The 24,127-nt window shown below is 46.4% G+C and carries 20 protein-coding genes; 3 read left to right on the forward strand and 17 right to left on the reverse strand.

Annotated elements, in window-relative coordinates; all coding sequences use genetic code 11:
* From carB to DW657_RS03050, 8 genes are all read right to left on the reverse strand, one after another.
* A partial coding sequence (gene carB / locus DW657_RS03015) for a carbamoyl-phosphate synthase large subunit (protein WP_118311388.1) occupies window positions 1-1,656 on the reverse strand: 1,656 nt, incomplete at its 3' end.
* A 12-nt stretch (window positions 1,657-1,668) separates the two neighbouring features.
* A complete protein-coding gene (gene carA / locus DW657_RS03020) occupies window positions 1,669-2,745 on the reverse strand; it encodes a glutamine-hydrolyzing carbamoyl-phosphate synthase small subunit (protein ID WP_040553026.1) in 1,077 nt (358 codons plus the stop codon).
* Between the two features lie 75 nt (window positions 2,746-2,820).
* The gene (locus tag DW657_RS03025) at window positions 2,821-4,704 is read right to left on the reverse strand and encodes an amidophosphoribosyltransferase (protein ID WP_118311360.1); all 1,884 of its coding nucleotides are present in this window, start codon (window positions 4,702-4,704) and stop codon (window positions 2,821-2,823) included.
* 108 nt (window positions 4,705-4,812) lie between these two features.
* Window positions 4,813-6,717 carry a glutamine--fructose-6-phosphate transaminase (isomerizing) gene (glmS, locus tag DW657_RS03030; RefSeq protein ID WP_118311361.1) on the reverse strand — a complete coding sequence of 635 codons (1,905 nt, stop codon included), beginning with the start codon at window positions 6,715-6,717 and terminating at the stop codon, window positions 4,813-4,815.
* A 59-nt stretch (window positions 6,718-6,776) separates the two neighbouring features.
* The gene (locus DW657_RS03035; RefSeq protein ID WP_089545242.1) at window positions 6,777-7,574 is read right to left on the reverse strand and encodes a polysaccharide biosynthesis/export family protein; all 798 of its coding nucleotides are present in this window, start codon (window positions 7,572-7,574) and stop codon (window positions 6,777-6,779) included.
* 120 nt (window positions 7,575-7,694) lie between these two features.
* Complete coding sequence (gene pyk / locus DW657_RS03040) at window positions 7,695-9,146, reverse strand: pyruvate kinase (protein ID WP_118311362.1); 1,452 nt, start codon at window positions 9,144-9,146, stop codon at window positions 7,695-7,697.
* A 241-nt stretch (window positions 9,147-9,387) separates the two neighbouring features.
* Window positions 9,388-9,969, reverse strand: a complete 582-nt coding sequence (locus DW657_RS03045) for a LemA family protein (RefSeq protein WP_089545244.1) — start codon at window positions 9,967-9,969, stop codon at window positions 9,388-9,390.
* Window positions 9,970-10,062: 93 nt separating this feature from the next.
* The gene (locus DW657_RS03050) at window positions 10,063-10,896 is read right to left on the reverse strand and encodes a TPM domain-containing protein (RefSeq protein ID WP_118311363.1); all 834 of its coding nucleotides are present in this window, start codon (window positions 10,894-10,896) and stop codon (window positions 10,063-10,065) included.
* A gap of 168 nt (window positions 10,897-11,064) precedes the next feature.
* Between DW657_RS03050 and DW657_RS03055 the strand changes: the two genes are divergently transcribed.
* Both DW657_RS03055 and DW657_RS03060 read left to right on the forward strand, forming a co-directional pair.
* On the forward strand, window positions 11,065-11,349 hold the full coding sequence (locus tag DW657_RS03055) for an HU family DNA-binding protein (RefSeq protein WP_089545246.1): 285 nt from the start codon (window positions 11,065-11,067) through the stop codon (window positions 11,347-11,349).
* Window positions 11,350-11,617: 268 nt separating this feature from the next.
* Window positions 11,618-13,189, forward strand: coding sequence for an Rne/Rng family ribonuclease (locus DW657_RS03060; RefSeq protein ID WP_117661859.1), 1,572 nt, complete (start codon window positions 11,618-11,620; stop codon window positions 13,187-13,189).
* A 98-nt stretch (window positions 13,190-13,287) separates the two neighbouring features.
* On the opposite strand, the gene DW657_RS03065 is transcribed toward DW657_RS03060, so the two are convergent.
* Window positions 13,288-15,375 carry a S9 family peptidase gene (locus DW657_RS03065; protein WP_118311364.1) on the reverse strand — a complete coding sequence of 696 codons (2,088 nt, stop codon included), beginning with the start codon at window positions 15,373-15,375 and terminating at the stop codon, window positions 13,288-13,290.
* 131 nt (window positions 15,376-15,506) lie between these two features.
* Here DW657_RS03065 and DW657_RS03070 point away from each other — a divergent pair, with 131 nt between their 5' ends.
* On the forward strand, window positions 15,507-15,824 hold the full coding sequence (locus DW657_RS03070; protein WP_118311365.1) for a heavy metal-binding domain-containing protein: 318 nt from the start codon (window positions 15,507-15,509) through the stop codon (window positions 15,822-15,824).
* A gap of 151 nt (window positions 15,825-15,975) precedes the next feature.
* On the opposite strand, the gene DW657_RS03075 is transcribed toward DW657_RS03070, so the two are convergent.
* From DW657_RS03075 to rpsF, 8 genes are all read right to left on the reverse strand, one after another.
* Entirely contained in the window at window positions 15,976-17,538 is a 1,563-nt protein-coding gene (locus tag DW657_RS03075) for an ATP-binding protein (protein WP_118311366.1), read from the reverse strand.
* Window positions 17,539-17,838: 300 nt separating this feature from the next.
* On the reverse strand, window positions 17,839-18,174 hold the full coding sequence (locus tag DW657_RS03080) for a hypothetical protein (RefSeq protein ID WP_158577306.1): 336 nt from the start codon (window positions 18,172-18,174) through the stop codon (window positions 17,839-17,841).
* Complete coding sequence (locus DW657_RS03085; RefSeq protein ID WP_118311368.1) at window positions 18,134-18,445, reverse strand: helix-turn-helix domain-containing protein; 312 nt, start codon at window positions 18,443-18,445, stop codon at window positions 18,134-18,136. The genes DW657_RS03080 and DW657_RS03085 overlap by 41 nt, the downstream gene beginning before the upstream one ends.
* A gap of 892 nt (window positions 18,446-19,337) precedes the next feature.
* Window positions 19,338-21,530: an alpha-amylase family glycosyl hydrolase gene (locus DW657_RS03090; RefSeq protein ID WP_118311369.1), complete on the reverse strand. Its 2,193-nt coding sequence runs from the start codon at window positions 21,528-21,530 to the stop codon at window positions 19,338-19,340.
* Window positions 21,531-21,621: 91 nt separating this feature from the next.
* Window positions 21,622-22,509: an ACP S-malonyltransferase gene (gene fabD / locus DW657_RS03095; RefSeq protein WP_089543580.1), complete on the reverse strand. Its 888-nt coding sequence runs from the start codon at window positions 22,507-22,509 to the stop codon at window positions 21,622-21,624.
* A gap of 298 nt (window positions 22,510-22,807) precedes the next feature.
* Entirely contained in the window at window positions 22,808-23,326 is a 519-nt protein-coding gene (gene rplI, locus DW657_RS03100) for a 50S ribosomal protein L9 (RefSeq protein WP_118311370.1), read from the reverse strand.
* Window positions 23,327-23,345: 19 nt separating this feature from the next.
* Window positions 23,346-23,615 (reverse strand): 30S ribosomal protein S18, encoded by a 270-nt coding sequence (gene rpsR / locus DW657_RS03105; protein ID WP_006847399.1) that lies wholly within the window; start codon window positions 23,613-23,615, stop codon window positions 23,346-23,348.
* Between the two features lie 2 nt (window positions 23,616-23,617).
* A complete protein-coding gene (gene rpsF, locus DW657_RS03110) occupies window positions 23,618-23,962 on the reverse strand; it encodes a 30S ribosomal protein S6 (protein ID WP_006847398.1) in 345 nt (114 codons plus the stop codon).
* Window positions 23,963-24,127 lie beyond the last annotated feature (165 nt).

Genomic DNA, 24,127 nt, shown 5'->3' on the forward strand with positions numbered 1-24,127 from the left:
ACTCTTCACGCCTGCGTAGGTTACATAGAGGTAGTTGGTCTGGGCAGGATACTCTGCTGCCAAGGTATCAATCTGCTTCACTACAGGCAGGATGCCATAGCTCTTGCGCTTGTTGCGAACCAGGAGGGCAGCCTTGTGCATGTTGCCCAACTCCTGCTCCAAGCCCACGGCACGAGCAACCTGGAAGTCGGTAAAACCGTAAACCTTAGCAGAACGGAGCAGATCCTGACCGATGGTATTGATGTTGCACTTCTTCATCTCCTCGTCGATGTCGATGATGTGCTTCAACTTCTCCAGGAACCACTTGTCAATCTTGGTCAAGTCGTGAATCTGATCTACGGTATAGCCCTTGTGCATTGCCTTTGAAATCACGAATACACGCTTATCTGTTGGCTCGCGCAAAGCTGCATCGATATCATCGATTTCAAGCTCCTTGTTCTCTACGAAACCGTGCATGCCCTGACCAATCATACGAAGACCCTTCTGGATAGCCTCCTCGAAGTTGCGGCCGATGGCCATTACCTCACCTACTGACTTCATAGATGAACCCAACTCCTTATCTACGCCACGGAACTTAGACAAGTCCCAACGAGGAATCTTACAAACCACGTAGTCCAATGCTGGCTCAAAGAAAGCTGATGTAGTCTTGGTTACAGAATTCTTCAACTCGAACAGACCGTAACCCATACCGAGCTTGGCTGCAACGAAGGCAAGAGGATAACCGGTAGCCTTAGATGCCAAGGCAGATGAACGGCTCAAGCGGGCATTCACCTCAATAACGCGATAGTCCTCGCTCTTAGGGTCGAAGGCATACTGCACGTTACACTCACCCACGATTCCGATGTGACGGATAATCTTGATGGCGAGGGCACGGAGCTTATGATACTCAGCATTGCTCAGGGTCTGGGATGGAGCGATGACGATACTCTCACCGGTATGGATTCCCAGTGGGTCGAAGTTCTCCATGTTACAAACTGTAATACAGTTGTCGTAACGGTCGCGAACCACCTCATACTCAATCTCCTTCCAGCCCTTCAAGCTCTTCTCTACCAATACCTGTGGAGAGAATGAGAAGGCCTTCTCTGCGAGCTTGTTCAGCTCCTCCTCGTTGTCAGCGAAACCAGAACCGAGTCCACCCAGTGCATAAGCAGCACGGATGATGACAGGATAACCGAGCTCGGCAGCAGCCTTGCGGGTCTGCTCGATGTTCTCGCAAGCCTCACTCTTGATGGTCTTCACGTTGATTTCATCCAGCTTCTCTACGAAGAGCTCACGGTCCTCAGTATCCATGATAGCCTGAACAGGAGTACCCAACACCTTGACATTATATTTCTCCAGGATGCCCTGGCGATAGAGTTCCACACCACAGTTGAGGGCTGTCTGACCACCGAAGCTGAGGAGGATTCCGTCTGGCTTTTCCTTCTGGATGACACGCTCTACGAAGTATGGCTGCACTGGCAGGAAGTAAATCTGGTCGGCAACACCTTCTGATGTCTGTACGGTTGCGATATTCGGGTTGATGAGCACAGTCTCGATACCTTCCTCGCGCAATGCCTTCAGGGCCTGCGAACCTGAGTAGTCGAACTCACCTGCTTCACCGATCTTCAAGGCTCCAGAACCTAAGAGGAGCACCTTCTTTATATTTTCGTCTTTCATCTTTTTTCCTAATTATTTAAGTGTTTCTACAAACTTATCAAACATGAACTCAGTATCCACAGGGCCTGAGCAAGCCTCTGGGTGGAACTGGCTTGAGAACCAAGGGTTCACCTTGTGGCGGATACCCTCGTTAGAGCCATCATTCATATTTACAAAGAGTTCCTCCCAGTCGTTGCCCAATGTCTTGGCATCAACGGCATAACCGTGGTTCTGAGAGGTGATGTAGCAATTGTTGGTTCCTACCATGCGCACTGGCTGGTTGTGTGAACGGTGACCATACTTCAACTTGTAGATGGTAGCACCGGCTGCCTTGGAAAGCAACTGGTTACCCATACAGATACCGCAAATAGGCTTGCGGCTCTGGCTGATCTGCTTGCGAATAATATTCACAGCATCCTCACACATGTCTGGATCGCCAGGACCATTGGCCAGAAACAGGCCGTCGAAGTCCATATCGGTGTAATCGTAATTCCAAGGCACACGAATCACCTCTACGCCTCTGTTGATGAGGCAACGGATGATGTTTGCCTTCACACCGCAGTCAACGAGTACCACCTTCTTGCCGGCACCCTCGTTGTAACGGATAATCTCCTTGCAGCTCACCTGGTCAACGAAGTTTACACCCTCGTAGTTAGCCTCAGGGATGTTGTCTGGTTCATCATCAAAGAGAATCTTACCCATCATCACACCATGCTCACGAAGCACCTTAGTCAACTCACGGGTATCGATGCCTGTGATTCCTGGCACCTTTTCGCGCTTCAACCAGTCGGCAAGACTCTCCACTGCATTCCAGTGGCTATACTGCTCGCTGTAATCATTCACGATGATGGCAGAAGCATAAATCTTGTCACTCTCCATGAAGGTTGGCAAACCGTTCTCCTCGAAAGTAAATGGTGGCACACCATAGTTGCCCACGAGAGGGAATGTAAGTGTCATCAACTGACCGGCGTAAGAAGGGTCGGTCAAACTCTCTGGATATCCCATCATGGCTGTGTTGAACACAACCTCGCCCGCTACAGGAGCGTCATATCCAAAAGATTTGCCATGGAACTTGGTTCCATCGCTCAAAACTAAGGTTACTTTTTTCATATCTGACATTTGATTCTTTTATTTCATACTTATAAGAGCAAATGAATTCTTCACTCTTCGTTCTACACTCTTCACTTATTTATGATAAACGTTTTCGATATAGTTCACAAACGACTGGTTGCAGAGCTTCGTGCCGCCTGGGGTTGGATAATGACCGGTGAAATACCAGTCGCCCTTGTGGTTTGGAATCGCCTCGCGCAAGCCCTCGATGCTCTGGAACACAAGCTGGATAGGAGTGGTCATGCCCTCTGGGCGAAGCATCTCTACTATCTTCTCGTTGATTTCCTCGATGGTGAATGGCTTGTAGATGGCACGCACCGGGTTAATCTGCTCCTCCTTCGGCTTGGCAAGTTCTGCCTTGCATGCCTCGTAGGTCTGCTCGATGAGGTCCTCCATCTTTCTGTCTTTCAGCAGCTGGATGGCTGCACGGAACACGCAGAACTCTTCCAGTCTTGCCATATCAATGCCGTAATAATCCGGATAACGGATCTGAGGGGCACTGGATACGACTACAATCTTCTTAGGATGCAGACGGTCGAGGATGCGCAGGATGCTCTCCTTCAAGGTTGTACCGCGCACGATACTGTCGTCGATGATAACGAGATTATCCACATTCGGCTCGATGCTTCCGTAGGTTACATCATACACGTGGCTCGCCAGGTCGTTGCGGCTGTTGCCCTCGGTGATGAAGGTACGGAGCTTGATATCCTTCCATGCTATCTTCTCCGAACGGACGAAGTCACCGAGAATATCGTATAATTCTTCCTTAGATGGAATATGGTCGAGGTTGGCAATCTGCTCAATCTTGCTTTCGTTGAGATACTTCTTGAAACCGCTCAACATACCATAGTAAGCCACCTCGGCTGTGTTCGGAATGTAGCTGAACACGGTGTGATCTACATCGTAATCCACGGCCTTCAGGATAGGCTGGGTCAACTGCTCGCCCAACTGCTTACGCTCCTGGTAGATATCCTTGTCGGAACCACGGCTGAAGTAGATGCGCTCGAATGAGCAGGCTGAATCGCCCTTCTGCTCCATGATGCGCTCGATGCTGCACTCGCCGTTCTTCTTCACGAGAAGCGCCGTGCCCGGCATCAGCTCCTTCACATCCTCAGCCTCCAGGTCGAAGGTGGTCTGAAGTACAGGGCGCTCGCTGGCTACTACCACGATTTCATCGTTCTTGTAGTAGAATGCAGGACGGATACCCCAAGGGTCGCGCATGGAGAACATCTCTCCCGAACCGGTGATTCCGCAGACCACATAACCGCCGTCGAAGTCCTTCATCGTGGTCTTGAGCACGTTGCTCATCTTCACGTGGTCCTCAATGTAGTTGGTGATGTCGGTGTTCTCCATCTCCATCGCCTTTGCAGCCACGAAGTTGCGCTCCACCTCTCTGTCAAGTCGGTGGCCCATCAGTTCGAGCATGATGTAGGTGTCGCTGTAGATGCGTGGACTCTGGCCCTGCTTGGTCAGTTCCTCGAAGATTTCATCTACGTTGGTCATATTGAAGTTACCGCAAAGGCAGAGGTTCTTCGCCTTCCAGTTGTTGCGGCGCAGGAATGGGTGCACATACTGGATACCACTCTTTCCGGTGGTACTGTAACGCAGATGTCCCATGTAGAGTTCGCCTGCGAAAGGCAGTTCCTCTTGGGCAAACTTAGCATCAGCAAGCTGCTCGGGAGTCAAGTTCTTGAAATTGGCATTTGCCTTGCCGAAGATTTCGGTCACGGCGTTCTTGCCCTCCGCACGCTCACGAAACATATACTCATGTCCCGGCTTTCCGCCCAGTTTGACACAAGCCATACCAGCACCCTCCTGTCCACGGTTGTGCTGCTTCTCCATCATCAGATAGAGTTTGTTGAGTGCGTACATCCAAGTACCGTACTTCTGCTGGTAATACTCTAGTGGCTTGAGCAATCTGATCATTGCCACGCCACACTCATGTTTCAATGGTTCCATACTCTTTATTATCCTTTATCTTATTTAGTTAAATCTGAATATTCCTATCCGAGGGACACCCCTCCAAAAAAAGGGAAACGTCAAGAAACGACGATTCCCTTTATTATTTTATTCTACAGTAACCGACTTGGCCAAGTTTCTTGGTTGGTCAACATTCTTACCCTTACATACAGCTACATGGTAAGCCAGCAGCTGCAAAGGAATAGTAGCCAATAATGGCTCCAGACACTCCAGGGTCTCAGGGAGTTCAATCACTTCGTCGGCAATCTTGGAAATGGTTTCATCGCCCTTGCTGACAATAGCAATGACACGACCCTGACGGGCCTTGATTTCCTGGATATTAGACAAGACCTTCTCGTACATGAAGTTGTGGGTGGCAATGACTACCACTGGCATATCGCTGTCTATCAATGCGATAGGACCATGTTTCATCTCCGCAGCAGGATAGCCCTCAGCATGGATGTAGCTAATCTCCTTCAACTTCAATGCACCCTCCAGGGCTACTGGATACTGGAATCCACGACCCAGATAGATGAAATTGCGCGCATACGTAAAGGTACGGCTCAAGTCAGCTATCTTATTGTTGAGCTTCAACACTTCCTTCATCTTGGCAGGAATGTTCCAAAGCTGCTCTGTAATCTTCTGATATTCGTTTTCGCTGATGGTTCCCCTCTCCTTACCTATGGCGAGTGCCAGGAGGATAAGGACGGTAACCTGACCGGTGAACGCCTTGGTAGAGGCAACACCGATCTCCGGACCTACATGAATATAGGTACCCGTATCTGTCTCTCGTGCGATGGAAGAACCGATGGAGTTACAGATACCATAGATAAACGCACCGCTCTCCTTGGCAAGCTTGATGGCAGCCAGGGTATCAGCGGTTTCGCCACTCTGGGAAATGGCGATGACCACATCATCCTTCGTTACCACAGGATTGCGATAACGGAACTCTGATGCATATTCCACTTCCACCGGGATGCGGCAGTAGTTCTCAATCATCTGCTTGCCGATGAGTCCGGCGTGCCATGATGTTCCACAAGCCACGATGATGATTCGCTTGGCATTGAGGAGCTGCTGGCGATGGTCGGTGATAGAGCTGAGCACTACGCCCATCTCTGTCTCCGTCTTACAGGTTGTATCGTCGCCATCGGTCATCACACGGGTTTCCACGGTACGGCTCACCACACGGCCACGCATACAGTTGCGCAGGCACTCAGGCTGTTCGAAGATTTCCTTCAGCATGAAGTGAGGGAAACCACCCTTCTCAATCTGGCCGAGGTCGATATCCACGGTCTGCACCTCAGGGTTGAGCTTTACGTTTTGGATATTCACTACCTGCAATTCCTGTCCGAGGCGCATCACGGCGATGTTGCCATCCTCCAGGTAAACCACCTTGTCGGTATATTCGATGATAGGGCTGGCATCCGAACCGAGATAGAACTCTCCGTCCTCGCCAATACCCACCACCAGCGGGCTCTGCTTGCGGGCAGCGATAATCTGGTCAGGGTTACGCTTGTCGAGAATAGCGATGGCGTAAGCGCCAATCACCTGACGGAGCGCAACCTGAACGGCGGTCAACAAATCAAGATCCTTCTTCACCTGGATGTATTCAATGAGCTGTACGAGCACCTCAGTATCGGTCTCGCTCTTGAACTCCACACCCTTTGCCATCAGGTTCTTCTTGATGTCGGCATAGTTCTCGATAATACCATTATGAATCATGGCAAGGTTCTTGCTTGAAGAATAATGAGGATGAGCATTCACAGCTGAAGGCTCTCCATGGGTAGCCCAACGTGTATGGGCAATACCTACATGTCCTGAAATATCCTTGTCAGCGCAGAACGCTTCCAAATCTGCCACCTTGCCCTTTGCCTTATATACATTCAAAGAGCCGTCATTGCTAATAAGGGCAACTCCCGCAGAATCGTATCCGCGGTACTCCAGACGCTTCAAGCCCTTGATGAGGGCTGGATAAGCGTCACCCTTACCTAAATATCCTACTATGCCACACATACTTATCTATATTTATGTTGTATTTCCGTTTGTTATTCCTGACCTTTTATCCCTTGCTGTTATCGCAGGATGTTGACAACCAATGATGCAACTGATGTCAAAATACTTACAGCAGAGAACCAGAGTGATGTGGCAGAACCAATAGCTGAGTTCTGTGCCTTCACCTTGTTAGGCTCTACATAGATAACATCATTCTGCTGCAGATAGAAATATGGAGAATTGATGATGTTAGCATCATTCAAGTTCAGATAATGAATATGCTTCTCTCCCTGAGCATCCTCACGGATCAGCATCACATTCTCGCGCTTACCATAGATGGTCAAATCGCCAGCAGAAGCCAAGGCCTCGATGATGCTCATCTTTTCCTGAGGGACGGTTACTACTCTTGGAGCATTGACTTCACCCGTAACTACTACACGGTAACTTGCCATTCTTACCGTAACGATAGGATTCTCCTTATCTGACATGTATGGACGAACCTTATTCTTGATCAATTCCTCGCACTGGTTCTTGGACAAACCAGCTACATGAAGCTGACCTACAACCGGGAACTGAATATTACCATTGTTATCTACCAGGTAACCCAAGAGGGTTGGGGTACTTGTCAACTGTCCTTCCATACCAGTGGTCTTAGAGACAGTAAGGTTGAAAGGCATTGCAGCCTTTGGATCGGTAGTAGAAACGGTAATAGTTAATTCGTCCTTAGGCATAATCTTGGCGTCATAAAGCATCTTTGAAGCTGCTAGACTCACCTGATCAGCATTCTGGAAATAAGCTACGTTCTTGGTGCTTCCGCAACTGCTAAGCATCAAGACCATTGTCAAAGCGACAAGCGCTGAATAAATGACTTTTTTCATTCTCAACAAATTTCGTTATAAAATATTGGTGCAAAATTACAGCATTTTTTTGAATACTGCAAATTTTTGCACCAATATTTACTCCATCACATTATTTTTCTTAAAATAATGCCCTTTTTACTAGTCTTCAATGCCGTTTGATGGCAAATTGAAGGTATAGCTGTTATCGAAGATCTTCTTCACCTTGTTGATTTCTACGAAGGTGGTTCCTCCACCCTCACCGAAGCTACCACTCAGGTAAGCAATCTTATCTTCCTCGCCCAGGTAACCCTTCTGGCGGAGCATACGTACCGCTGCGGTAAACATAGCCTTGGCAGAAACCTGATCTTTCTGATGGATTGGAATAATACCATAGCTCAGGTTCAACCAGCGCTGAAGCTTCTCCTTGTAACAGATGGCAAGCACAGGGTTAGGACCACGGAACGAAGCCAGGCAGCGGGCAGTCTGACCCGTCTCACCATCGGTGATGATGCCGGCAACGCCCAACTTCTTGGTTGCCTCGATGGCAGCATGAGCCAGGAAGAGCTTCTGGTCAATCATTCCATCCTCCATCGGATCAATGTCGTTGAGAGGCGACTTGTCCTTCTCTGCCTGCTCTGCAATGCGCGCCATGGTCTGAACAGCCTCTACCGGATACTTACCGCTGGCTGTTTCGCCAGAAAGCATCAGGGCATCTGTACGGTAGAAGATTGCGTTGGCAATATCTGTAACCTCGGCACGTGTAGGACGAGGATTTTTGATCATGGTGTGGAGCATCTGTGTAGCTACGATTACCGGCTTCTGAGCCTTCACGCACTTGGCGATGATGCGGCGCTGGATACCAGGGATTCTTTCGATAGGCACCTCAATACCCAAGTCACCACGGGCAATCATGATACCATAGCAGGCGTCGATGATCTCATCAATGTTATCTACACCCTCCTGGTTCTCGATCTTGGAGATGATCTTGATGTCGCTGTGATGAGCATCGAGAATATCCTGCACAGCCTTCACATCAGCTGCATTGCGCACGAATGAGTGAGCAATGAAATCAATATCCAGTTCGATGGCAAGCTCGATGTTTCTGCGGTCTTTCTCAGTAAGCGCAGGCAGGTCGATGTGCTCGCCCGGTACGTTCACGCTCTTGTGAGCCCCCAGTATTCCCTCGTTCTGCACCTCAGCCACGAGCATAGGACCCTGAATATCAACAACCTTCATGTCGAGTTCGCCATCATCAAACAAGATGTCGTCGCCCACCTTCAAATCGGCAGCAATATCAGGATAGCTCAAGTTCACGGTATCATGAGAAGAATCTACATCAGGACGACCGAAGATTTTCACCACGTCACCTATATTATAATGTATAGGCTCCTTTACGTCGGTAGTGCGCACCTCCGGACCCTTGGTATCAATCATGATACCAATATGTGGAGATACAGCTCTAACGTTCTTGACAATGGTACGGATTCCATCTTCTGTAGCATGTGCGGTATTCATACGAACTACGTTCATACCCGCAAAAAACAGTTTTCGGATAAAATCTTGATCGCATCTGCGATCGCTGATGGAAGCAACAATCTTTGTTTGTTTCATATTTGTAATTACCTTATAGAAATTTCAATGTTATCGTGACATTTCTGCCACTTTTCTCAAATTTTGTGCAAAGATACAAAGAAAATCTGAAATACGAATCATCTGAAATACAAAATATATATAAAATATGGCGATTGTAACAGATTGAAAGAAAACCAAACACGCCCTGCAAGGACAAAAGCATCACATGTTCAATACTTTTGCCACTACAGGGCGACATTCTTGACTGAATAATATTTTCCTAGATATCCAAGTCTGGAGCCTTCTCTGCACCAGCTGCTGCCTCAAACTTAGGCATTACATTGAAATTGAAAATGCCGGCGATGATGGCATTAGGCATCTTTCTAACCGTCTGGTTATAAGACTGTACAGCCTCATTATACTTACGGCGAGCCTCGCTGATTCGATTCTCAGTGCCTTCCTCCTGAACCTGGAGAGCCTTAAAATTCTCGCTTGCCTTCAACTCAGGATATCTTTCAGCCACCAGCATCAGCTTGGAGAAGGCATTTGCCAACTCACCCTGAGCAGCTGCATACTGCTTCATACTAGCCTCCGTGAGATTATTCACATCCAGCTTCACCTGTCCTACAGAAGCACGAGCCTTGGTCACCTCCTCGAAGGTCTCCTTCTCGTGCTTGGCATAAGCCTTTACGATCTTAGCCAACTGAGGCATCATATCGGCACGACGCTGATACTGAGCCTGCATGTTAGACAACTCGGTAGTAGCCTTCTCCTGCTCTCCTACCATACCATTATAACCACTGAACACCCAGAGCACCAACACTACGATGACGCCTAAGATAATCCATCCTGTTTTCTTCATACTTTTTTATTATTGATTAATGATTATTGATTAATTATTATCTACCAATTATAAACTATTAGCTATCAATTATAAACTATTAGCTATCAGCAACTACCAGCTTCCGCCGGAGCCACCGCCAGAGAATGTTCCGCCACCAAAGGAGCCGCCCGAGAAGCCGCCTCCTCCACCGCCGGAGAAACCTCCGCCGCCCATGAAGAACGGAGGCAACCAGTCGTCATCATCATTCCTTCTTCGCGACTGGTTTCTACCCTTGCCCTTCGGTCTTGGTTTAACCAGACCCACCTGCTCCAGGATGTAACGGACGAGGTAATAGATCGGGATTCCGAAAAAGAGAAAGAACAGAATAACGACCAGTGCCCAATCCTCTTCACCATTCACCGTCCCCTCATCTACCGACTCAATTCCGGTACGTCCGCTTTTCACCTTATTATATATAGCACGGCTCACAGAGGTTACAGCCGCTCCGGGATCATCCTCGCGCATGTATTTCACGATGCAGGCACGGGCAATATCATCGCAGTCCACATCCGTCAGCTCTCCCTCCAGTCCGCTGCCGGGAGCGATGAAGTACTTGTGGTCTTCCACTGCAATCACGATAACCAGTCCCCTGCGGCTCTTCTTGTAGCCGATGCCATACTTGTTGCCCACATCCTGCGCCATCCTGAAAGCATCCTGGTTAGCCACCCTGCCCACGATGATGAGCACATTCTGCACGCCACACTCCAGCTTCAGCTTTTGCAGGTAGAAATTAGCCGAATCCTTCAGCGCCTTATCTACATATCCATCCGGATCGGAAACATACTGCGTGGAGTCCTGAAGGAAGGGAATCGGCACATTATCCGCATTCCACTCCTCTTTGGCAGACAGCGATAATACGCTGAAAGCCATCCATATCATCACTAAAAAATGTCTCTTAAAAGCCATAAATTCTCAATTTTAGTGCAAAAATACAGAATAAAAACCTAATATGCAAATACTTAGAGCATTTTTTTTGCAAAAAAAGCCTTAACTATTTTGTTATATCGCAAAAAACTTGTATCTTTGCACACCGATTTGAGATTATTAAGTATAAAAATAAATAAAAGAAGAGAAATGACCAAAGCAGATATCATAAATGAAGTAGCAATCGCTACTGGTATGGCTAAGAAGGAAGTTAGCATAGTAGTAGAGTCGTTCATGGAGGAGGTAAAGAAGAGCCTCATCCAGAACAAGGAGAATGTTTACCTGCGTGGCTTCGGTAGCTTCAACATCAAGCACCGTGCAGCTAAGACCGCTCGCAACATCTCTAAGAACACCACTCTCACCATCCCAGCTCACGATTTGCCAAGCTTCAAGCCATCTAAGAGCTTCATCGAGGAGATGCAGAACGCTCAGTAAGAGAATTAACATTTTTATAATAACAATATTTTAAAATTTTAAAATCATGCCAAACGGAAAGAAAAAGAAGGGCCACAAGATGGCTACTCACAAGCGTAAAAAGAGATTACGTAAGAACAGACATAAGAGCAAGTAAGCTTTTCTAGAAGCTGAAAATGCTCTCAGTCGGTTCCACAGACTGAGGGGGCGTGTCATATCAACATGGATAGGCATGCCCCTTTTTGTAAAGTGTTATTAGTAACTTTAAGTAAAAAGATTATTGAAGAGTATGACAAGCGAAGTTGTAATTGACGTCCAGCAGAAGGACATTTCTATCGCTCTCATGGAGGATAAGCAGCTGGTGGAATACCAGAATGAACCCCGTGAGGCTTCGTTCTCTGTGGGAAACATCTACATCGCAAAGGTTAAGAAACTCATGCCGGGACTTAACGCATGCTTCGTAGATGTAGGTTATGAACGCGACGCCTTTCTTCATTATCTTGACCTGGGAAGTCATTTTAATTCCTACCAGAAGTACCTTAAACAAGTACAGAGCGACAGAAAGAAACTTTTCCCATTCTCTAAAGCCAGCAAACTGCCTGAATTGGAAAAGGACGGCAGCATTCAGAATGTTCTCAAAGTGGGACAAGAAGTGCTGGTACAAATCGTAAAGGAACCAATCTCTACCAAGGGTCCTCGTCTTACGGGCGAAATCTCATTCGCAGGACGATACCTGGTACTCATGCCATTCGGTGATAAAGTTTCTGTCTCGTCGAAAATCAAAAGCGGTGAAGAACGCTCCCGACTCAAACAACTCATTCACAGCGTAAAACCAAAGAATTGCGGTGTAATTGTCCGCACTGTGGCTGAGGGAAAGAGAGTCGCTGAGCTCGATGCTGAGCTGAAAGTCCTGGTGAAGCGATGGGAGGATGCTATCGCCAAGGTGCAGAAGACCCAGCAGCGCCCGCAACTCGCTTTCGAGGAGACCGGAAGAGCCGTCGCTCTCCTGCGTGACTTGTTTAACCCATCTTACGAGAACATCTTCGTCAACGATGAAGGTGTGATGAACGAGGTGAAGGACTATGTTTCTCTAATAGCCCCTGAAAAGGCGGGCATAGTCAAGCTCTACACCGGTAAGGTGCCTATCTTCGACAACTTCAGCATCACCAAGCAGATCAAGGCTGGTTTTGGAAGAGTTGTCAACTACAAGCATGGTGCGTATCTCATCATCGAGCATACCGAAGCCCTGCATGTGGTAGATGTAAACAGCGGCAACCGTACTCGTGAGAAAGGTCAGGAAGCGAATGCTCTCGATGTAAACCTCGGCGCTGCCGATGAATTGGCCAGACAATTGCGACTCCGTGATATGGGAGGAATCATCGTGGTGGACTTCATCGACATGAATCTTGCCGAAGACCGACAGCTGCTCTATGAGCGCATGTGCAAGAACATGCAGAAGGACCGTGCCAAGCACAACATCCTGCCTCTGAGCAAGTTCGGACTGATGCAGATTACCCGCCAGCGTGTACGCCCTGCCATGGACGTAAACGTAGAGGAGACCTGCCCTACCTGCTTCGGTTCGGGCAAGATCAAATCGAGCATCCTTTTCACCGACCAGTTGGAAAGAAAAATCGACCGCCTAGTCAACAAGATTGGCGTCAAGAAATTCACTTTGTATGTGAATCCTTACGTAGCTGCCTTCATCAACAAGGGCTTCATTTCCCTGAAGCGCAAATGGCAGTTTAAGTATGGTTTCGGCTTCAATGTAATTCCATCTCAGAAACTGGCGTTCCTCCAGTATGAATTCTACGACAAGGACAACCAGTATCTGGATATGCAGGAAGAACAGGAAACAAAGTAAGTTTTTAATTCTCAGAAAAAAGCTCCATTCGCCATTTCAGATGCGAATGGAGCTTTTATTATTTCAGTTTCTCTACACCTTATTATATATAAGGCATTTTAGTACTCTATCTCATTATTCACCATTTTCTCTGTGTCCCAAGGTGCAGGAGCACCGCCGAGATAGCGATGGAACCAATCGAGGTGCGCATTGTAATAGAGCGGCATCGACTTCAGGTTGCTTGGCCAGTGACCATCATACTTCAAGACTATCAGTCGAGAAGGAATGTTCAGGGTCTGCAATGCCGTGAAATACTGCAAGCTCTGCGTATAAGGTACACGATAGTCTAACTCGCCCGTCATCACGAGAGTTGGCGTAGAGAAGTTCTTGATGTATGAGGATGGCGACCACTTCTCATAGAGATCGGAATTGTAAGGCTGTCCCTCCAGCTCAAAGTTAGGGAACCATACCTCCTCGGTACTGCCCCACATAGAACGCAGGTCATATACGCCCATCATGGAAGCCAGACACTTGAATCGCTTGGTATGGCCCTGCAGCCAGTTCATCATGTAGCCGCCATACGACCATCCCATCGCTCCCATCCTGGTGGAGTCAACATATTCCAGGGTTGCCAGCTTGTCGGTAACCTTCATCACATCCTCAAATACCTTTCCGCCCCAGTCGCCGGAAATGGCACGTGTAAAGGCCTGCCCATATCCTGTAGAACCGTGAGGGTTAGGATAAGCCACCACATAACCGGCAGCAGGATAAACCTGCCAGTCGCCACGGAAGGAATTCATCCACTGCATCTGCGGACCGCCATGCACATTGATGATAAGTGGATACTTCTTGCTGGCATCAAAGTTGTGTGGCTTCACGATGAATACCTGAACCTTGTCGCCGCCAGCGCCCTCCACCCAGATGCTCTCAGATGGACGGATATCCACCTCATCCTCCAACTTCTGGTTGAGGAAGGTTATCTGCTGTTCCTTACCGCGAGCCACAGGAGTTCCATTCCACTTCTTCATCTGCTGACGATACAGAGCCGATGGCTTGCCTGTCGTACTGTAAGTATAATATACCATGCCCTTATTGTCGAAATCAAACTCAGAGATAGCCTTGCCTGTCACTACTGGCGAGATGGTCTTCCGGGCAATGTCAAGCTTGTAGAGAGGCTGTGCACCCTGCACCTCACCCAAGAAGAAAATGCTCTTGCTGTCTGGTGCCCATTTGTAATCATCCACCCAGTTGTCAAACTTCTCTGTCAGGATAGTAGATTTCCTTGCAGCACGGTCGTAGATGGCAAGACGGAAACGATCAGACTCATAGCCAGGTACTTGCTGCAAGCGGTAAGCGATATACTTGCCGTCGGGCGAATAGGTTGGAGTACCATCCCATGCCTTGTTTTCCTTCGTGATGCAGACTGGCTCTCCCCCATTCACAGAAACCGTCCAAAGGTCGGCATTGGTGCTAGCCTCCTGATGCTCATCGTGGTTGGAGACAAAACAGATCTCCTTGCTGTCTGGAGAAAAATCATAGGCGATTCCGCCACCGGCCATGAATATCAGCGAATAATTACCCGGAGTCAGATCCCTGTAAGTCTTCGTCTGTGTATCGAAAAGGATGAGATGACTGCATCTGCCATCGCTATAGCTCGTCCAATGACGATAGAGCAACTTGTCGGCAATATGCGCCTGCACAGGTCCCTTGTCCTTCTTCTCCATCCGGGCTATGTTGGCCTTGGCATCAGCCCCCAGGTCGGGATACACCTCGGCAGTAAAGGCGATGTACCGCTCATCAGGTGAGATAACCGGATTATCTATACCAAGCTCATAATCAGTTACTTGTTCCGCCTCGCAGGTAGCCAGATTCATGCGATAGATCTGAGCCGTCCCCTTCTCATAATTGGTAAAGAAGATACTCTTTCCATCCTTACTCCACACGGCAGAACTGCTTTTGCCATCCTCGGTGAAAGCTTTGGCATGAGAGCCATCTGCATTCATGATGTAGATGTCGGAGCTAGACTTCTGGTTCTTCAGGTCGGAAGAACTGGAGGTATAGCAGATAGTTTTACCATCTGGCGAAAGGCTCACAGAATATACGCCCTTCACCTTGTACAAATCCTCGATGGTAAACGCCCTTTTCTGAGCGTTTGCCGAAAGCAGCGCCATCACAAGTGCTGCCGAAAACATCAATTTTTTGTTCATATAACCTATAAATATTAAACTTTCGATGCAAAAGTAACAAATATTTTTGGATTTCCTGCAACCTTTTGCTATCTTTTATCGTCTAATCTATAATTAATATTGATAATAACATAAAAAGAAAGGAAAAGATTATGATTTTAAGTACAACTCCAACTATAGAAGGGCACCCTATCCGTGAATATCGTGGCGTAGTGACTGGCGAGACCATCATCGGTACCAACTTTGTAAAGGATTTCTTTGCCAGTGTTCGTGACGTAATCGGTGGCAGAAGCGGTTCTTACGAAAGTACACTCCGCGAAGCCAAGGATACAGCCCTCAGAGAGATGGTCGACCGTGCCGCATCCCTAGGCTGCAACGCCATCGTAGGCATCGACCTGGATTACGAAACCGTGGGCAACAGCGGTTCCATGTTGATGGTAACGTGCAGCGGAACAGCGGTGATTATCTAAGTTCTGCGACTGTACAAAAGAACAAAACATGCTTGAAATGGGGCGGTAACTACCTAAAAAATCGAGTTACCGCCCCTGTTCAGATATATTTTTATCTATATAGTGTGGTGACATACACCTGATGAAGGTCACCAACTTTCTTCTATTTCATTTATTCTATCACCCAATCCTCTATACTTCGCTGGTTTTCAGAGAAGTTAATACCCACTTTCACAACCTTCCGCCCATCATCAGCAAAAGCCTTGGCATAGTCCTTGTCGCTGATTTGCGCCATGGCGATGTCGGCAGACTTCTTATATTTCAACTCAAAGATAAAGATACTCTTATCCGTCTTGAGCACAAGGTCTATTCTTCCATCAGAAGTGGTATGCTCCACCTTCACATCTTCGCCAAGCATGGTGAAGATGGTGAATATCACGGCTTGATAGTGACGCTCATTATTGTTGATAATCGTATATGGGAACTTATCATAGAATGCCTTCAAGTGAGGCATAAAGGCTCCCATGTCGTCATTGATGAGCACATTCTTGGAATAAGCATACACAATGGCATCATATCTGTTCATGTCTTGCGCAGTATAATACCTGACGAGACTTTTCGAGAAGCCTTGTCTTACTTCCTGATTTGGGAAACAGAGATGATACAATTTTCCTCTTCGCTCATATCCTTTAATGGTAAGATAACCACTTTGGAAAAGAACTGGAATCGGGTCTGTAAGCTTTTCTGTAGGGGTATCAAAACGATCGTCATTAACCCAAAGGTCGTCCAGATTGAGCATATCCAAATTTTTCTGCTGCAACAACTCTACCAGGAACGTAGGCGTACCGGATGTAAACCAATAGCTATTAAACTCCTTATCGTCCAAAGCATTGATGATGCTGTAAGGATTGAAGATATCCTCGCTATTGATACTGAAGTGGTAGCCATCATAATGCAGCTTGAGTTGTTCTAAGGTCTCCTCATAAGTAAGCCCATTATGTTCAGCCATCTCCTCAATACCCTCACGGAAATACTGAGACAATTCACTCTTGGTAATACCACAACAGCTACTGTATTCATCCTTCAACGTGAGAATCTTGAGATTATTCAACTCGCTGAAGATGCTGAGCTGACTAAACTTAGAGATGCCTGTGATGAATACAAAGCGAATGTTTCCCTCTTGCTGTTTCAAGGGACTGAAGAAATCTCGCATGATGTTGCGGATGGTCTTCTGCAAGTCTTCGTCACTTACAGAATCATGCATCGGGGCATCATACTCATCAATGAGAACGACAACTTGCTTACCGGTTTGAGCCGTGGCAGCCAGCAAGATATTCTTGAGACGTGCGCCAAAAGACTTCTCATCTATCGGATTAACCTTTAAACCATATTTTTTCTCTTCTATTTCTAGTATTCCGTTTAGAATTGAATATGTATTCTCCAAACTATAATACTTACCGCAGCTCAGATCCAAGTGGATGACGGGATATGCCGTCCACTCCTTCTCCATCTGTTCGATGGCAAGTCCCTTGAACAGTTCTTTCTTACCCTCGAAGTAAGCCTGGAGGGTAGATACAAACAAGGATTTTCCGAATCGACGTGGGCGACTCAGAAAATGAAACTTGGCATAATGAGCCAGCTGATAGACGATAGCCGTCTTGTCAGCATAGAAGTAATTCCCCTTCACGATTTCGGAGAACGTTTGTATTCCCAAAGGATATCTCTTTGAAGCCATAATCTTACTCTTAATAATTAATGTACAAAGATACAGATAATATTTCAGAAAACAAGCGTTTTTCTGATTATTAACAATATATCACTGCAAAAATAGAACCGCAATTCAACAAAACATGCTTGAAACGGGGCGGTAACTGCCTTAAAAAACGACCCGCACATTTGAGCATCGTTGAGAGGCTTGGTGGGGGACTGACGGTGCAAAAATACGAATAATCTTTGATTATACAAACTTTTTAGAAAGAAAATAGAAAAAGCAAAGTGGATTTCTTTGCTTTTTCTATTTTAAATCAAATATCTTCTATCTCACCAGATATTTCGCAACCAAATCTCTGAGCATCGTCTCCGGAAGATTCGACAATCCCGTCTCTTGAATCGTAGCATATTCTGGCTTGTTCTTTCCGATGACAAACTTACAGTCTCGCCCATCTATGCTTGCATACAAATGGAAGTTGCCTTTGTAAGCCTGCTCTATGCGAACATCAGTACAACTTTTGCCATCTATCTCAAAAGAAGCAGAACTGTTGTCTTTATCCTCCAACCCCCATGAAACGAGATGAGCATTTATCGCTGATTCTATGGAACTGATCCACCTATCATCGTTTTGTATGACGTATTCTCTGTGCCTTCTTCTCATCCTTTCTCATCAAATAAGGTGAAGGGGGTAGTTCTGGAAGCACATCATTTATGGCATCAATCTGCCCCACCACCTTCAGCAAGAGAAGAAAAGTGGCAAGCGAAAGATTGCCTGCTGTTCCATTCTCAAACTTATGGATGGTGGTCAAGCCAAGCCCAGTAAGCTCGGCTACCTCTTTCTGGGTGAGATTGCATCTCATTCTATATTCCTTGAATCTCACTCCCAGCAAGCGTACCAACTCTGGAGTAGAATATTCATATAAATCTGCCATATTCTTTCATTTATTTATCTATCATTATAATGATATTTATCCATTATATCAGCCTTTATCTTCAATATACTGATATTTACGGATGCAAATATAACAAAAAGAAATGAGACTGACAAACTTTCAAGAGTTTTTTTCTAACTTTCTGTATTTTTCATGAAAATGATGTGAGGAGCCGCTTACATTTCGATAGAAGTATCATCAAATCACCATAAAGCATTGTACAAAAACACAAAATTGTAGTCAACTACATATAGAAAAAATACGAATTCGCTTACTCAAAATAGTGCCCAAAAGTCATCCCACAAAATGGGCACTCGATGCCCACAGTACGGGCAATAAGTGCCCATCACTTGTTCTGTCGATGCCCATCACATGGTCTCTGAGTGCCCGTGTGACGGGCACTCAGAGACCAGCCAATGTGCTTATTCCTAACTACAATTGTCAGTCTTCCAACTTATTCCTGGTTAATATTGACATACTAAATAAACTAGAAAAGTAGACACTATCAGTTTTATAAAACAGAAATAGTAGACATTATCAATTCTATAGAACTGAAATAGTAGACATTTCTTAGTTTTTGCTCCTATTTTTCTAGACATAAATCCTCAAAAAAGGCTTTCTTGTAAGCGACTTACCTGAATTTTATGATACTTCTATTGAATTTATGATACTACTATGATACTTCTTTGTAAAATAAACAGAAAAGCCTCATTTTCATAAACCATTATATATCAATCATATACATCGGTTTTAGCCACAAATAATGAGACTTTGAGACTTTTTTCGAGAAAAACTTTTATGTGCACGAAAGAAAAGGAAAGAAAGAAAGAAAACGGTGATGATATAAAGAAAAAAACAGCAATGGCTACTACTCCATTGCTGTTTTTTTATATTATTGCACAATCTTGAAGCGGATACGCAAAGAATGCGCATGCTCATCCCAATTGGTACCAAGCAATACAAACTTGCCAATCTGAGCTGTTGAGCGGACGTGCTTGCCAATACATGGACAAACATCATAATCGCCGATACGAACCAGACGCAAGGTTTCACTAGCATCATCAGGCAAACGATCGAGTTTCACCTCTGCAGGAATGTGGTCGCGATCCACAAACTCGTAAGTCACAGGCATATCAAGCTCTATCAGGCGATTCATCTCCGTCTCAATCTCCTTCTCCTCCTGGCGGGTAGGCTTGTGATCGACTACGAAGGTCATCTTACTCTTCTTGCGCTCAATATGTGCATTGCGGCTGCGCTCACAGCCAAACAGGCGAACCATCAACTGATTGAGCAGATGCTCAGCCGTATGAGCAGGAGGGAATTCCTCCTTATGATGCTCATTCAATATGATATCACTTTCCTCCATCTTGACATTGAATTTATAGATTCTTACTCCGTTAGCATCCATTAATATCGGGAATACTCCATCCCTCTTCAACTCTACCTTCTTCTTGCCTCCCGAGAACAGTTCAGTTACCAGAACCTCCTCTTCCGTGATCTGGAAAAAATCGAAAGCATGACCGGGGATGCATACCTGCAGCTGGCGAGCCTCCTGGGCAAAGTTGAGCACGATGAGCATCACCTCATTATCCTTCTTGCGAAGGAAGGCAAAATTGGTACGTGGATCAAAGCCCTCTGAACCCGGATTCACATACATCAGGTCGAAGGTATCACCTTCGCGAAGCGCCTTCTCCTCATTGGCAAGACGGAGAAGCTGGCGATAGGTAGCAGCCAGATATTTCTGCTCTGCAGTATATGCTTCCTCCTCTCCTTCCTGATAAGCATGGGTCAGGGTCTCCGGACTCCAGTAGTCGAATATCGTAGTACGGCCATCTCTGCCGCTGAATCCTTCCTTGTCCATACCCATCTCGCCAAACTCCTGTCCGCTGTAGAGCATGAAAGGATTCTTCTGGAAGAAGAGACTCATGGCTGCTGCAGGAATCGCCTTCATGGCGCTGCCGCAGAAGAAGTCGCTGGCGATGCGCTGCTCGTCATGATTCTCCAGGAAATAGAGCATGTGCTCGCGGATATCATCCACCACCTGCCACTCGTGAGTGATACTGGCTGCCGGACGCTCACCACGAATCACGCCGCGAAGACAATCATACATGCCCACCTTGTCGTAGAGATAATCAAATCCCGCCTTCACGTAGTTGCGATACTGGTTAGGATCATATACCTCGCCGATAACGATGATATGAGGGTACTTAGACTTCAGAATCGCTGTAGCGTATGACCAGAATGCCGTAGGCACCATCTCTGCCATGTCGCAGCGGAATCCATCTACACCCTTGCTTGCCCAGTAGAGCAGGATATCCGTCATCTTACCCCAGGTGCTTGGCACCGGCTCGTAGTGATAGCTTCTGCCACCTGCATCGCAGTAATCCACACCATAGTTGAGCTTCACGGTCTCATACCAGTCGTTGCAACCCGGGCGGTTGTCGAAACGGTCGTTTCCCGTAGCTCTTGCCGGACTCTCCTCGTATGGCTCATAGATTCTGGCATCCTTAGCATTATAAGCCTTGAACTCCGGTTTAGAGCGGCGAACTTCATTCAGGTCGAGATCGCCCCATGCATAATAGAAATTATTCTTCGTAGAGAAGTGCATATTGGTATCATCATCTTCTCCTAAATCTCGTACACCTGCCGGCTTGCAGATGGAATGATACTCACGAGCCACATGATTCGGCACAAAGTCCATGATGACCTTCATACCAGCCTTGTGCGTACGCTCGATAAGAGTCTCCCACTCCTTCATTCTCAGGCTGACATTCACGGCCAGATCAGGGTCAATGTCATAATAGTCGGTAATGGCGTATGGCGATCCAGCTTTGCCCTTTACCACCTCAGCATGCTGGGTAGGAATACCATAAGATGAGTAGTTTGTCTGTGTAGCGTGACGGATCACACCTGTAAACCAGATATGAGTGAAACCCATGTCATGAATACGGGCCAACACCTCATCACTAAAGTTATTAAGCTTTCCGCAACCGTTTTCTTCAATGGTGCCATTCTCCTTACGAGTGGTATTCCTGTTACCAAACAATCGGGGGAGCACCTGATAAATAACTATTTTTTCCTTCATTTAGCGGTCGTTACTTAAATGATAAAACGCTTTACCCTCCCGGCAACGCCTTTGCCGGGAAGATAAAACGCTTGATTATTCTGATAGATGATTATGCAATACCGTGATTACCTACAGTCTTGTCGATGCGACCGATCATACCCTGCAAAGCCTTGCCAGGACCACACTCTGTGAAATCGTCAGCACCATCAGCAATCATAGCCTGAACAGAAGCTGTCCAGCGTACTGAACTTGTAAGCTGAGCAATGAGGTTCTGCTGAATCTCAGCTGGATCTGTATGAGGCTTGCCATCTACATTCTGATAAACAGGGCACTTAGGAGCTGAGAAAGCAGTCTTCTCGATAGCTGCCTGAAGTTCGTCCTTAGCTGGCTGCATCAATGGAGAGTGGAAAGCACCGCCTACCTTCAAAGGCAAAGCACGCTTAGCACCAGCAGCCTTCAACTGCTCGCAGGCAGCATTGATAGCATCAACATTACCAGAGATAACGAGCTGACCAGGGCAGTTGTAGTTGGCAGCAACTACAACGTTGCCCTCTGTGCTAACCTGAGCGCAGATTTCCTCAACCTTCTCATCAGGCAAACCAATGATGGCAGCCATAGTTCCAGGATTAGCCTCGCAGGCCTTCTGCATAGCGTTGGCACGTGCAGCCACCAGCTTCAAGCCATCCTCGAAGGCCATAGCACCTGCAGCTACCAAGGCTGAGAACTCACCGAGAGAGTGACCAGCTACCATAGCAGGCTGGAACTCATCGCCCAGGCAAAGAGCAGAGATAACAGAGTGGAGGAATACTGCAGGCTGGGTAACCTTGGTTTCCTTCAACTGCTCATCTGTACCAGCGAACATGATATCAGTAATCTTAAAGCCGAGAATCTCATCAGCCTTATCGAAAAGTTCTTTTGCCAATGCGTTGTTGTCGTAGAGGTCCTTACCCATACCTACGAACTGAGAACCCTGACCAGGGAAAACAAATGCTTTCATTTTTATCTATTTTAAAAATTTATTATTAATAATTTCTTCTTTAAAAGCGAATTCCATGAATTCGGCTGCAAAGATACAATATTTTTCTGAGAATCGGGAGAGAATAAGCTAAAATAAAGTTATATATATACTAAATTACCATTCTATTATACGATTTTACCGAGCAAAAGCTTCGCAGAATACCTAGAAAACAAAAAAAATCCCTAATGCCTTTCGGCAAAAGGGATCTTTATATTAATTTGCTTTACAGTGCGAAAATTTTCGTACTTGTGTCGATTTGAGATTATATTATTGAGGATTACTCAGCTGCTGGAGCCTCTTCCTCAGCTACAGCCTCAGCTGGAGCCTCCTCAGCAGCAGGAGCTGCAACAGGAGCGTTCTCAGCAACAACGTTAACTGGAACCTTAACCTCAACCTCCTTGTGATAGTGTACAGTAGCCTCGTACTCGCCTACCTTCTTAGCATCCTTCATAGTGATGATCTTGCGATCAACCTCGATGCCCTTCTTAGCGAGCTCCTCAGCAACAGTTGCAGCGTTAACTGAACCGTAGAGCTGACCAGTAGCACTAACCTTAGCAGCGATAGTAAGAACGATGCCATTGAGAGCCTCGCCCTTCTTAACAGCCTCAGCCTTGATAGCCTCAAGCTTGTGAGCCTGCTGCTTCAAATCCTCAGCCAACTGCTTCTTAGCAGATGGAGAAGCGATAACAGCCTTACCTGTAGGGATAAGGAAGTTACGACCATAACCACTCTTTACATTTACGATATCGTTCTTGTATCCAAGACCGATAATATCTTGCTTCAAAATAATTTCCATTCTTCTTCTCCTCCTTAAATTACTTCATCAAATCGGTTACGTAAGGAAGCAAAGCGATCTGGCGAGCACGCTTAACAGCCTGTGCCACGCGGCGCTGATACTTCAAAGATGTACCTGTGATACGACGTGGAAGGATCTTACCCTGCTCGTTCAAGAACTTCTTCAAGAACTCTGGGTCCTTATAGTCGATGTACTTAATACCGCTCTTCTTGAAACGGCAATACTTCTTCTTCTTTGTGTCGATAGAAGGAGCGGTCAAATAACGGATTTCTGATTTCTGATCTGCCATGATTAAGCCTCCTCTTTTTTACCAAGCTTTGCACGACGCTTCTCTGCGTAAGCGGCAGCATACTTGTCAAGTTTAACAGTCATGTAACGAATTACTTTCTCGTCGCGGCGATAAGCTGTCTCGAGCTTAGCGATAACAGTTGGCTCAGCCTTGAACTCAACCAAGCTGTAGAAGCCTGATGTCTTCTTCTCGATGTTGTAAGCCAACTTCTTCAAACCCCAAGCCTCTTTGTTCAGAATCTCAGCACCATTATCGGTGAGTACCTTCTCGAACTTAGCGACCGTTTCCTTCATCTGTTCATCAGACAAAACGGGAGTCAAAATGAAAACGGTTTCGTATTGATTCATACTACTTTTGTAAATAATTAAAAAATTAATATTAAAATTCTCTTGCAAAACATAGAAATGTGTGCGTAAACACACACCTTTTCACGAATTGCGGTGCAAAATTACAACTTTTTCTTGAATTAACCAAATATTTTTTGTACTTTTGCAGAAAATAATTGTTAATTG

The sequence above is a fragment of the Prevotella sp. AM23-5 genome (assembly GCF_003473645.1).
In the GTDB taxonomy this organism is placed as follows: Bacteria; Bacteroidota; Bacteroidia; order Bacteroidales; family Bacteroidaceae; genus Prevotella; species Prevotella copri_A.